The sequence below is a fragment of the Paenibacillus sp. Y660 genome (assembly GCF_057221575.1).
Genome location: NZ_JBXBBJ010000007.1, coordinates 210,671 through 222,316, shown reverse-complemented (window position 1 = coordinate 222,316; position 11,646 = coordinate 210,671). Strand labels below are relative to the sequence as shown.

10 protein-coding genes and 2 pseudogenes are annotated in these 11,646 nt (G+C 46.0%); 3 read left to right on the top strand and 9 right to left on the bottom strand.

What is annotated here, in order from left to right:
• The first annotated feature begins 401 nt into the window (after positions 1-401).
• Positions 402-1,862, top strand: a complete 1,461-nt coding sequence (locus AC2TDN_RS11550; RefSeq protein WP_484688085.1) for an MFS transporter — start codon at positions 402-404, stop codon at positions 1,860-1,862.
• Positions 1,863-1,979: 117 nt separating this feature from the next.
• Here AC2TDN_RS11550 and AC2TDN_RS11545 read toward each other — a convergent pair whose 3' ends face one another.
• The 6 genes and pseudogenes from AC2TDN_RS11545 to AC2TDN_RS11520 all read right to left on the bottom strand — a co-directional run bounded on the left by AC2TDN_RS11545 (position 1,980) and on the right by AC2TDN_RS11520 (position 5,050).
• Entirely contained in the window at positions 1,980-2,603 is a 624-nt protein-coding gene (locus tag AC2TDN_RS11545) for a hypothetical protein (protein WP_482069541.1), read from the bottom strand.
• Between the two features lie 189 nt (positions 2,604-2,792).
• Positions 2,793-3,473 (bottom strand): formylglycine-generating enzyme family protein, encoded by a 681-nt coding sequence (locus tag AC2TDN_RS11540; protein ID WP_484688084.1) that lies wholly within the window; start codon positions 3,471-3,473, stop codon positions 2,793-2,795.
• Positions 3,474-3,496: 23 nt separating this feature from the next.
• Positions 3,497-3,865: a DUF4180 domain-containing protein gene (locus tag AC2TDN_RS11535; RefSeq protein WP_484688083.1), complete on the bottom strand. Its 369-nt coding sequence runs from the start codon at positions 3,863-3,865 to the stop codon at positions 3,497-3,499.
• Between the two features lie 17 nt (positions 3,866-3,882).
• Positions 3,883-3,978 (bottom strand): annotated as a pseudogene (locus AC2TDN_RS11530) (TetR/AcrR family transcriptional regulator); the annotation flags it as partial.
• 16 nt (positions 3,979-3,994) lie between these two features.
• Positions 3,995-4,198: pseudogene (locus tag AC2TDN_RS11525) on the bottom strand (response regulator); the annotation flags it as partial.
• Between the two features lie 195 nt (positions 4,199-4,393).
• Complete coding sequence (locus AC2TDN_RS11520) at positions 4,394-5,050, bottom strand: DUF4386 domain-containing protein (protein WP_482069539.1); 657 nt, start codon at positions 5,048-5,050, stop codon at positions 4,394-4,396.
• Positions 5,051-5,292: 242 nt separating this feature from the next.
• Between AC2TDN_RS11520 and AC2TDN_RS11515 the strand changes: the two genes are divergently transcribed.
• Positions 5,293-5,907, top strand: coding sequence for a TetR/AcrR family transcriptional regulator (locus AC2TDN_RS11515; protein WP_484688082.1), 615 nt, complete (start codon positions 5,293-5,295; stop codon positions 5,905-5,907).
• A gap of 47 nt (positions 5,908-5,954) precedes the next feature.
• Positions 5,955-8,312: an MMPL family transporter gene (locus tag AC2TDN_RS11510; protein ID WP_484688081.1), complete on the top strand. Its 2,358-nt coding sequence runs from the start codon at positions 5,955-5,957 to the stop codon at positions 8,310-8,312.
• A gap of 99 nt (positions 8,313-8,411) precedes the next feature.
• Here AC2TDN_RS11510 and AC2TDN_RS11505 read toward each other — a convergent pair whose 3' ends face one another.
• The 3 genes from AC2TDN_RS11505 to AC2TDN_RS11495 all read right to left on the bottom strand — a co-directional run bounded on the left by AC2TDN_RS11505 (position 8,412) and on the right by AC2TDN_RS11495 (position 11,636).
• The gene (locus AC2TDN_RS11505; protein ID WP_484688093.1) at positions 8,412-9,536 is read right to left on the bottom strand and encodes an NAD(P)/FAD-dependent oxidoreductase; all 1,125 of its coding nucleotides are present in this window, start codon (positions 9,534-9,536) and stop codon (positions 8,412-8,414) included.
• Positions 9,537-9,629: 93 nt separating this feature from the next.
• Entirely contained in the window at positions 9,630-10,424 is a 795-nt protein-coding gene (locus tag AC2TDN_RS11500; RefSeq protein WP_484688080.1) for an SDR family NAD(P)-dependent oxidoreductase, read from the bottom strand.
• 162 nt (positions 10,425-10,586) lie between these two features.
• On the bottom strand, positions 10,587-11,636 hold the full coding sequence (locus tag AC2TDN_RS11495; protein ID WP_484688079.1) for a helix-turn-helix transcriptional regulator: 1,050 nt from the start codon (positions 11,634-11,636) through the stop codon (positions 10,587-10,589).
• Positions 11,637-11,646 lie beyond the last annotated feature (10 nt).

Below are 11,646 nucleotides of genomic sequence, written 5' to 3'. Positions count from 1 at the left end.
GGGATGGTGAACCCCCAAGAGTGTAGTGGAGAATGCGTGCAGAATATGGATAATTAAGGGAATATTGAGGATTCCTTTGTTTGCGCATGCCCTTACACCCCTTTGGGGCGAGTTCCCCTGTAGCTCCAACTTCATCACCAACTCTAAGTGATTTGAAATCCTGCGAATGAGTGAGCATACGTGAGAAAAACCCATAATACCAGAGGGACGGATCTCCTGTCCGCTAAATTCACTTATTTAGACACAAAAAGCAGAGCAAAATAACCCGTTTCGAAGACCTATGCTTCCCATTCCAATTCATCCTATTTTACTCGCCTCATAAAGTGTTAGAATAGAGTAATCAAGAGTAATCAAGGGTAATCAGTTAGTTTAAATCACATAATGAATTAGGAGCATATCAATTGCGGAAACATCCAATCTACTTATTGCGTATTACAGGTCTTTTTGATGGTATTTCATTATTAGTACTGCTTGGCATAGCCATGCCCTTGAAATATATTTGGGGGATAGAAAAGGCAGTAACGATTGTAGGAAGCATACACGGCGGGATTTTCAGTTTATATGCACTAGCAATCCTTTATGCTGCCATTCGAGTACAGTGGAATCTTCTCTGGTCGGCAGCAGCACTAACCGCGGCTTTTATACCGTTTGGCAACTTTTTGCTGGATTGGAAGCTGAAGAAGGCACAAACCAACTATCGTGTTAAGCCATTCAACTATGCCCTGCTCGTGTACAGCATCGTGTTCTTTTCTTTTTTTGATTTATTCTCACAGCTGCCGGTCATGAGTACTTTTGCGACGTCCGTTGGCGCCAGCTCGTTTATCGTAGGCTTTGTCATTGGGCTGTATTCGCTATCCAATACGATTGGCAATATTATATCTGGCATTATGACTGATAAGGTCGGGCCTTTCAAAATACTTATGGTCGGATTGCTGCTATCAAGCAGTGCTCTGCTGCTTTATCATTTCGTCGAGCAGCCCTTATTTTTGATAATCGTTCGAATCATTCATGGATTTGTCGCAGGTTTAATTGTCCCAGCTGCTTTTACCTTCTCTGCGAATACGACGATAAATGATCAGCAAGGAAAAAAAGTCGCCTTCACCGGCACATTTGTGGGACTAGCCGCTATTATCGGCCCAGCTTTCAGCGGTATCATGGCTAGCAAAACCTCCGTGCCATTCGTTTTTACATGCGTAGCTATAATGGGGTTTTTACTAGCCATCCTGTCTGCCATTTTTCTAAGCAAGTACAAAATATCGAAGAAAGAGAAGGACGCTGCTGTCGTTCAATCATCAAGGTCGATCTTCAATGCGGGTGTGTTAAAAGCTTACGGCGGCGCTTTTTTCTTAATGTTCTCACAAGGCGTCATCGCTTATTTGTTACCCTTGCACGTTCAAACGCTTGGATATGATTCGAGATTAAGCGGCACCTTAATGAGCACCTTCGGGATCATTGCCGTTCTCATATTTGTACTGCCTACTAATCGGATATTCGATCGTGTCGACTCAACAAGAACGATGGCGATTGGAATTGGTTTAATGGGATCAAGCCAGTTGCTGATTAGCCAATCAACGACGACATTAGCGCTTTACTTCGTTTTAGGACTATATGGGGTGGGATTTGCCTTCTTGTTCCCTTCCATTAATACGATGCTCATAAAAGCTACTCCAGCAGAGCTGCGCGGTAAAGCTTATGGCTACTTCTACGCCTTCTTCTCACTAGGTGTTGTTGCCGGATCTTCCGTGTTAGGCTGGCTGCCCTTCAACATAAACGAAGGATTTATATTCACAGGAATCATCCTGCTGCTGTTTGCTGCTTTCGTAGCTCTCAACAAGCAAAGAGAGCAAGCTTTGAATCCGTAGTGGTGCGAACAAGCTGCTCTGGGAATTAATCTAGGAATGCTTTCCTGTCGTTTAAACAAAACAGCCACGTCCTATGGACGTGGCTGTTTTATGTCGCTTTTTAAGGTGGCGTGCAATTTATTCCATACCATGTTCATTTCGAATGTCGTACAAGCCTTGAATCAGCAGCTCCCCAGGATCCCGGTTCAACTGCAAATAAGTTAACAATAAATGCAAAGGAATCGCGCATACGTTATTCCCATCAGTAATCGTTGGAAATCCGGCTTCAAAGACCGGACCGTGTTGTTCATTCCAAGCTAGACCCGCATGGACCTGCTCCGGAGCAAACTCTTCATTTACTGCTTTTATACATTGCGGTACGAGTATTTTGTCTATAATCGCTTTAGCCTCGTCTTCGCTTGAAGCCGGTTTTGGGAGAGCTTTCCCACCCTGAATCTCCATAAGATCAACGAAGAAAGAAGACATCCACAGTGCAGGATCATTGCCCGATTGGAATCTGGCGATCAACTCGCGCAGAAAAAAACCGCAGGAATATACACTATCCATTTCATCCTTCACATGAAATACAAAAACAGGGCCGTACCCTTCGAAATTCAACACTTGTCCTTCAACATCGTTAAAATGCATTTTTAAAGCTACGAGACCGTTATGGTGAACAGCTTTTATAAGCTCAGCCCATTGCTCCTCAGACATAGCGGCTTCTCTGCTGTTTGTTTCCTCATTTGTTGTCTCATTGTTCATTTTCATAGTCCCCCTGTCTCTTAACATACCACCATTTAGTTAAGCAGGCTATTTTACGTGCTTATCGCACCGCAAGCTTTCTGCAAATCTATTGTGGATTACTAGAATAGTTTACATCTATTATAGGCATGTGTCTGTCAGAGTAGCAATCACCATACTGTAGCAAATCGTTTTCGATTTCTCAGTACCCTACAATGACCTAGCAAGACGAAAGCCGAGATCATCAATTCGAAACGTTGGGTGACTGCGGCGACGGCACGTCGCTCCGCAGCCCCTAGCCTCTTCCGCCCAGCTTCCACCGCGAAAAACTCTATAGGAGCCGTATACGTTAACATCGTATAGATCCCAGCACCATTCCCAAACATTTCCCAACATATCATAAAGCCCCCATGCATTCGGCAGCTTTTTTCCAACCTCATGGATTAAGCCCTCTGCGTTTTCATTATACCAAGCTATTTCATCAAGCTCGCCATACCGATAGCCAGCCGTTCCAGCTTTACATGCGTACTGCCACTCCGCTTCTGTAGGAAGACGATAGCCATCCGCTCCCCAATTACAGATGACATTCTCGCCATCCTTCTCTATCGAGTAGCATTCCTTAAGTCCCGACTGCTGAGATAGCAAATTACAAAATGTGATCGCATCAATCCATGAGACATCCACAACCGGGGTCTGAGATTCGTCATGAGGTCCAACTGTCTTTTGCAATATCGAGTCGTATAATTCTTTCGTGACAGGAACCGGAGCAAGCAAAAAAGAGTTCAACTCTACCGTCCATGCAGTCTTTATTCGATCGTCCCTTAATTCAATTTGTCCTGCAGCCATTTTCACCATTGGATACTCAGCATGACTATGCTGTACATTTGACACCTATCTCCCTCCCGTTCCAGCTTCTACTTCAACATGCTTAGCTTTTTAATGGCTTGTTGTTCGGACGGCAAAAAAAAGAAATCGTTCCCGCTATTACATTCATAGATGAAATCTTGAAAGCTTTGGCTTGGATATGCAGAAAAATCCCCAACAAAAGCAACCTTCACACGGTAATTAATGAACTTCTGAAGGATTTCGCCTGCAAGCCGTGTTTTCAAATCAAAAAAGCTTTCGCTTAGCAGGGATTTGTTTATCACAATACGATCACAGCCTGCTTCATAATGTACGGTTGCCATAAGATCCAAGGCTGACTGCACATCCTCAATCAATATCTCGCTGCCGCTCACCACAGCAATATTTCCCCCACTCACTTCCACCTTCGTTATATTCATAATCATCCTCCGTATACTCATACTCTATCGGTAAACCTTTCCACATAATCCTCACCAATGTATCGGTTATCCTCGCCATTTATTGGCGGGATGTTCGCTACTCGAAAGAAGCTCCTGCGTCTTCCTCGCAATCTTGCTTAATTCCAAACCATTCATCATAGGCATTTTTACATCCGTAATGAGAATATCTATCGATTTCCTATTTAGAATGCCTTCGGTCATTAGACCGTTCTCTGCTTCCAGTACTTTGAAAGGAAATTTGTATTGTGCGATTAAATTTTTTATGCCTTCCCGTTCGATCTGTTCATCGTCAACAATAAGAACATTAAACATGTTTGCATCTCCTCTGTTGAAATGATTTCTAAAGTGCAGTTCATTATAGCACAACTTTAGAAAGGGCTTTCAATAGTAAAAAAGCGACATGCAACTAGCTAAACTTCTCACATTTCTGCAAATGACATTAATAAAAAAAAACCCTTGATTATCCAGGGTTTTGGCAGCTAGCTTCGGGGGATCGGAACACTGACCTCACTTCATCTTAAATCCTTTGGTGATCAGCCATATTGGAAAAACAATTTCAAATATCGCCCCTGGAATAAACAGAATGAATCCGAAGTCCAACCCAATAATCGATATACAACTGCTTGCGAACAACGCTATATAACCGATAATGCCCAAAAAAGACAATGCTCGCGGAACCAGCTTCGTTCGATACATCAAATAACAGAACATCACACTTCCCAAGCTAAGCACTAGCATCGCCAGCTCAAAAGCCATTTCTTGTCCTCTCACAGCTAAATTTCCTATAGTAAGAAAATAAGAGTCACCTACGGCGCCTTCAGCGATATATTGTTCACTACATGCAAGGAGTATTAGCGGGCAGATGAGACTAACGATGAGCAGCGTGGACTCTATGATCCTCGAGCCAAAGTATCCAAGAGCAATAGATTCGTTATGCTGCTTCAAAATTGGAAACATTAGTATGGCTATGCCAACCACTGCAGCGGAGTTGATTAACTCTAGAAACAATCCAATAATCACTTTTAATCTGTCTGGATAGAGTTCAGAGAGGAATGTCGGTTGGTTTAAAACAGTGCCTATAAGCATGCTTCCAACCATGAACGCAGCTGTTGCTAATAGAAATAATACGCCTACTACCCTTGCAGTACCTTTGTTAGATTTCATGTCCTTCCCCTTTTCGAATGCATAATTTACATGCAGTATATCCACAACGGAGAAAGACGTATAGACACTTAAGTGTTCTCGTGCGTATACACACTTCGATTGCAACTTGATCAACGCCACAATTCCGCAACAACTTGCCTATTGTGCATCTTTGCCCATTGGGCAATAATATTAATATGGATTTATTTTAGAAGAAAGCTTCCAGTCTATCTGAAATGAGGTGAACGTTTAGGCGTTATATGATGAACAAACAAAGCCTGCGCCATATCAAAAGGGAAGCAACCGCGAATGCGCTTGCCGATGCAGCGTTCGCTCTTGCTCTGGAAAGGGGAATGGACGGCTTCGTCGTCGAAGATGTCGTGCAGCGCGCCGGTTACTCAAGAAGAACGTTCGCGAACCACTACTCCTGCAAGGAAGAAGCGGTTGCGGCTGCAGCTATTATTTTTAAAGGCGCCGATGAAGTTGAGAATTGGATCGCAAGCATAAACGAGGACATTTCTCCGACCGACATCCTGTATCAATTGATGAAGATGCAGCTGACAGCAGAACATATCTATAAATTGCGACAGCTTGTATCGCTCTCGAAGCAGTTTCCGTCACTTGAGCCACACCTCCTTAGCGGAATGCATCGTTTGCAAATATCCGCCCAGGAGACATTGAGCGAGTTATCCCATGGACTTTATCCCGAGGGGTATACTCACCTTCTCACCGGCGCTGTTTATGGAGCCGTGCTGCCAGTATTGGACGGCAGCTTGAACGTACTGCTTCCAGGTCAATCAGCAAACGAAAGCCCAGATGCCATAACGTTCGATCATTATTTAGACACCATGTTCGGTTACTTGCGAAACGGATTCTAGTTCCTTGCCTCACGTTATTTCTATTTGCAAAGGAGAAACATTAACGTATGTCAACATTTCTGTACAAATTGGGCAAATCGGCCTATACCAGACCATGGTATTTCATTATCAGTTGGATCGCGATTCTCGGAGTCGTGCTCGCCATACTTGGGGTCAATGGAATACATGTCACTTCCGATATGAAAATTGAGGGCACGGAATCGCAGAAGGTGTTAGACCAGTTGTCTGAAGAACTGCCGGAGGCTTCGGGCGGACAAGCCAGCATCGTATTTACGGTACCAAAGGGCGAACGTCTGGATACACCTGAGCGTTTGAGCTCCATAAGCGATGCCGTTAATGATGTATACAGTCTTGACTATGTCATTAACCCCGCCGAATTGGCTGCGAAAGCCGGCGCTTCGATGTCTGGCAACACTCAAGGGAATGAAGCTGCACAAGGTAGTGCATCTGAACAAGGGAACGGATCACCCCAAGCATCCACAGGCGAAATACCCCCATACGGTCCTCTGATGGTGAACGGTGTTCCCGTACCTGGCGTAATGCTTGCATCTGACGGCAGCGTCGCCCTGTTCCAATTCCAATTCACCGTTCAGCAAATGTCGCTGCCCGAATCGGTCCCCGATTCTGTAATCGATGCTGTCATGGCCGTGGAGCAGACGGGTATTACCGCATTACCTAGCGACTCGCTATCGACCAAGCCTTCAATTGGTTCGACTGAAGCAATCGGTATTGCCGTCGCAGCCGTAGTTCTTTTCATGACGCTCGGTTCGGTAGTTGCTGCAGGCTTGCCGCTTCTGACCGCTCTAATGGGAGTTGGCATAAGCGTAGGAGGGGCTTTTGCCTTCTCGAAAGTGTTCCATATGACCGATCTCACGCCTGTTCTGGCGCTTATGGTCGGGCTGGCCGTCGGTATCGACTACTCCCTGTTCATCGTGAACCGTCAGCGCCGTATGATTCTCGATCAGGGACTAACCGCTAAGGAAGCCGCGAGCAGAGCGGTCGGCACCGCCGGGAGCGCCGTATTTTTCGCAGGCTTGACCGTTATCATTGCTTTGTGCGGCATGCTTGTAATTGGGATTGGCTTTTTGTCCGCGATGGCGCTTGTTGCTGCTTTGGCCGTCCTCGTCAACGTTCTGGTTGCCCTAACCCTGCTGCCGGCTCTGCTCGGTCTGCTAGGTGAACGCATCTGCTCGGCAAAAGCGCGCACGAAGAGCAGTCTCCAAACGAATAAAAATTCTCAAGGATTCGCACACCGCTGGGTAACTGGCGTATCGAAGGGCCGTTGGCTTATTATTGTTGGCGTTATTGTTATACTTGGCGCAGCGGCGCTCCCGGTCGCAAAGATGGAAATGGGCATTCCTTCGGGTGCCACGGCGAACTTGGACACCGCATCAAGACAGAGCTACGACGCCATTTCAAACGGTTTCGGCGAGGGCTTCAATGGTCCGCTGCTTCTGGTCGCCAAAGCTAAAGGCGCTTCAGACAAAATGACACCTGAAACGCTAAATCAACTTATTCAGGATCTCGGACAGCATAAGAACGTTTCACTCGTGACACCTATGGGCGTAAACAAAACCGGGGATATGGCGATTATTAGCCTCATCCCGAAAACAGGGCCGACGGACACCGAAACCAAAAACCTGGTGCATGAAATTCGCGCCTATGATTCGGGCATGGCGACGACGTCTGATGTCACAATTGGCGTTACTGGTTTCACCGCGATCAACATCGATATGTCGTCGAAGCTGGCAGAGGTATTCCCGCTCTACGTCGGCATTATTGTCATCCTCTCGCTAATTATTTTACTGCTCGTATTTAGATCAATCATCGTTCCGCTCAAAGCTACGGTCGGCTTTCTTCTCAGCGTGCTCGCTACGTTCGGGATTACTACGGCCGTGTTCCAATGGGGATGGCTTCACTCCCTCTTCGGCTTTGACACCGGCGGTCCGTTGCTCAGCTTTATGCCGATTATGGTTACCGGCATTCTTTACGGGCTGGCGATGGATTATCAGGTCTTCCTTGTCAGCTCCATGCGCGAGGCTTACGTCCATGGTCATCGTGGAAAGGAGAGCGTCGTTCACGGATACAATCAAGCCAGCCGCGTTGTTGTAGCTGCAGCCGTGATTATGGTTTCCGTCTTCGCCGGCTTTATTTTCGCTCATGATATTATGATCAAACAGATCGGTTTTGCGCTGGCGATCGGCATCCTAATTGACGCCTTCATCGTCCGCATGGCGCTCGTCCCAGCAGTTATGGCGGTCTTCGGGGATAAAGCTTGGTGGCTGCCGAAATGGTTGGACCGCATGCTGCCGAACCTGGATGTCGAAGGCGATAAGCTCCTTGCAGAGCTGAAGGAGAAGGAAGGCTCTGCCGACATCATCGTTAAACCTCGTAAGGCATACTAATTTCATTTCACGCAAACTTGTTTAGTCGTAGAAAAAGAAGGCCAACCAGATCATGTGGTTGGCCTTCTTTTCATATATGATCCCGAAATGGGCAACAGGTCACCTAATGGCTTTACGAATGTCATAATCGGTTAGATCGATATCTAATTCCATTCCTAGTGCTAACTTGGCCATCTGGACTCCAATATAAGGTCCCATCGTCAACCCGGAGGCACCAAGTCCGTTTACCGCAAGAAGTCCTTCCCAATCTGGAATGGCGCCTATGACTGGAAGAAAATCGGCTGTATAAGGGCGAAAGCCCACCCTTACTTCCTGGAACGTGCTATCTGCCAGACCAGGTGCAAATGTATGACATTTGCTTAAAATTTCGTGCATTCCACCAGGTGTGATCCTCGTATCGTAGCCTTCGATATTATTTTCATGAGTCGCCCCTATCACGATTTTCTGCTGTTCAAAGGCGATCAGATATTGATCGGAAGGCGGCATAACGACCGGCCAGCTGCCCGTATTTTGTTTGGCGTCTGCAACCTGCAAGTGCATAATTTGCGCTTTCTGATAGCTTACTTGAAAATCAATGCCTAAAGGCTGCAGCAACGGCCCAGCCCAAGCTCCTGCACAAACGATAACGATGTCAGCCGAGTAACGATTTGCCCCAACCGCAACACCCGTTACACGGTTGGATTGAAATTCAAGCTTGGCATCTCCATATATAAGCTCAGCCCCGTTTCTTTGTGCAGATCGAAGCAAAGCATCACGCAGCGCCCGGCCATCGACACGGGCTGCCCCGCTAATATGAATGGAAGAATATCCTTCCACGATCAGAGGGAAGAGCTCACGGGTTCTATGTTCATCAAGCCGGGTAATCTCACCGATTTCACTCGTGTCTTCTTTACGCTTGTAAGCTCGCTCTTCCATTTTGCCGATCTTCTCCGGATCCGTATGTATGCTGAGAGCCCCGACCTTGGCATAGCCGGTTTCGCTTTCCCCTTCGCTCTCAAGCTCTTCTATTAGCATAGGGTAATAACGCGCTCCGGCTTTCGCAAGCCGATACCAAGCCTTATTGCGCCGCTGCGACAGCCAGGGACAAATAATACCGGCAGCTGCATATGTAGCCTGGCCTTCATCTTTCCGATCGATGATGAGGACATCTGCTCCCTGCTTAGCCAATTGGTACGCCGTTGATGCTCCAGCAATTCCCGCTCCAATGACAATTGCCTTCATGATGATTTCACTCCTTTCTATAATCGCTCTTCTCATTATAACGAGATCCCTAAACATAATGGATAAAGGCGAAATTGCACCTCAACTCTAATAAATTTAAAAAATAGTCGGAACCATTCCCCCATCCATACGGATCGGAGAACCTCTAAATGCGGTTGCATAAGGACTACATACAAATGTAGTGAGTCTACCTATTTCAATAGGCTTGATAAATCGCTGTAATTCAGATTGAGGCAGGTTTGTAGTCATAAATTTTTTCTCTTTTTCTGAAAAAGTCATATTTTCATTAGGGTACATACCCTCAATGATTTGATGCACATTTTCAGAGAGTGTTGGCCCTGGCAGGATCGTATTGACTGTAACTTCTGTTCCTATTGTTAATTTAGATAAGCTTTTTGACAATGATAACAGCATTGATTTAGTCATACCATACTGAGGCATTTGTCCTGAAGGCATAATGGCTTCCTCACTTGCAATAAAAATAATGCGGCCAAAATCATTTTTCAACATTTTAGGCAAATAATATTTACATAATCCATTTGCTGCAAGAACATTAGTCCGGAAGTATTTTTCCCATATCTCATCGTCAACGTCCTCATATCGCATAATTTCATATATCCCCATATTGTTAACTAAAATATCAATTTGGGGGAATTTCTCAAATAAAGCTTCTCTTTGCCCAATATCCACAATATCGGCTGTAGCATTTTGAGGAGAGGTAGCCGGGAAATTTAACTTTATTTCATTTACAGTTCGTTCTACTTCTTCATCATTTCGTCCATTAATTAATACATGAACACCTTCTTTGGCAAGTTCTATGGCAATTGCTTTTCCAATACCTTTCGTTGATCCTGTAACTAAAGCGGTTTTATTATTTAATCCCATATCCACGTTACATTTCTCCTTTTAATCTAGCTGTTCTCCGGATAGCGATTATATTACCTTGTCAGGATCGTTCAGTAACTAGCATATTGCGCCAAAGTTCTTGTAGAACACGCCAAATGATAGAACTCAGTAAATACGAGCTCTCTGTAGAATTGGTTAGGCTCACTATTAATGAATAGTCGGCATTCCTTGCCGTCCTTCAGATATCGCGCTTGCACCTAAATGTTCAGAACGCCAATTTGAAGGCGTATCACCTTCCCAAAGGCGGAAGGCACGGTAGAACGAGTTCTGGTCTTCATATCCAATCAAGAAAGCCACTTCTTTAATTTCTAGCGAAGGGTCTGCCAAGTACTCTATTGCCTGCTCGTGTTTAGCTTGCGTCAACAGCTGCTTGAAGCTTGTGTTTTCGTCAGTAAGCCGGCGCTGCAAGGTTCGATCGCTCATACGAAGCTCCTTTGCGACAGCCTGAATGTCGGGGCGCCCTCCTGTGAGGCTCCGTTTCATGATCCATTTGACCTTCTCGGAGATTGAGCGGCTATGCTTCTGTTCATCCAACGATCGGTCTAGAGCAGGAGTCAGGATCTCCAGCAATTCCTCGTTATACGATTCGAATGGGCGGTCCAGATCTCTTCGATGCAGCGTCAACCGGTTGCATTTTGCACCAATCTTGATACGGCAGCCGAAGTAAGCTTCAAGAGCCTGTACATCGCCCATTGCGTGCGCAAATTCGACGTACTGCGCCTTCATAGGTTGACCCGTGCCCCGGCGTCCAAGCTCCAGAAGAAATGCAAGCGTGATACCTACCAGCAGCGGCGGACCGGGTTGCTCCGTATGCAGCCATTCCAGCTCGATTGTACAGTGCTCGCCCTCCTCGGTGATACGTAAGCTTTCGGGGGGACACAGTTGTTTGTAACGAGCCATTCGGTTTAAAGCATCACGGTAGTCACGAGCATGGTAAGTCGCTAACACGGTCGGTGGGTACTTCGCTGTTTCAAAGGCGGTCGCAAGCTTGATGATTGCTTTGGCAGTGTCACCAATGAGATCGGAATAAGCCTGCCAGATCGCAAAATATTGGGCGGTGGTGACTACCGGTTCAGTAATAATGGTGAGCGGCAGTTGTGCTTTGCGAGCTACGTCGCGGGCGGCAATCCCTAATTCATGTAATCCTGCCCAAAATCCTGGCGGGATTTTAATATGGTCAGAGTTATGAGACTTCATATATATGGGC

What these genes read in the sequence shown, in the direction of transcription:
- AC2TDN_RS11545 (WP_482069541.1), bottom strand. Translation starts at nt 2,603, where the DNA reads ATGAACAATGAGACAACAAATGAGGAAACAAACAGCAGAGAAGCCGCT.
- AC2TDN_RS11535 (WP_484688083.1), bottom strand. Translation starts at nt 3,865, where the DNA reads ATGAATATAACGAAGGTGGAAGTGAGTGGGGGAAATATTGCTGTGGTG.
- AC2TDN_RS11520 (WP_482069539.1), bottom strand. Translation starts at nt 5,050, where the DNA reads ATGAAATCTAACAAAGGTACTGCAAGGGTAGTAGGCGTATTATTTCTA.
- AC2TDN_RS11515 (WP_484688082.1), top strand. Translation starts at nt 5,293, where the DNA reads ATGAACAAACAAAGCCTGCGCCATATCAAAAGGGAAGCAACCGCGAAT.
- AC2TDN_RS11510 (WP_484688081.1), top strand. Translation starts at nt 5,955, where the DNA reads ATGTCAACATTTCTGTACAAATTGGGCAAATCGGCCTATACCAGACCA.
- AC2TDN_RS11495 (WP_484688079.1), bottom strand. Translation starts at nt 11,636, where the DNA reads ATGAAGTCTCATAACTCTGACCATATTAAAATCCCGCCAGGATTTTGG.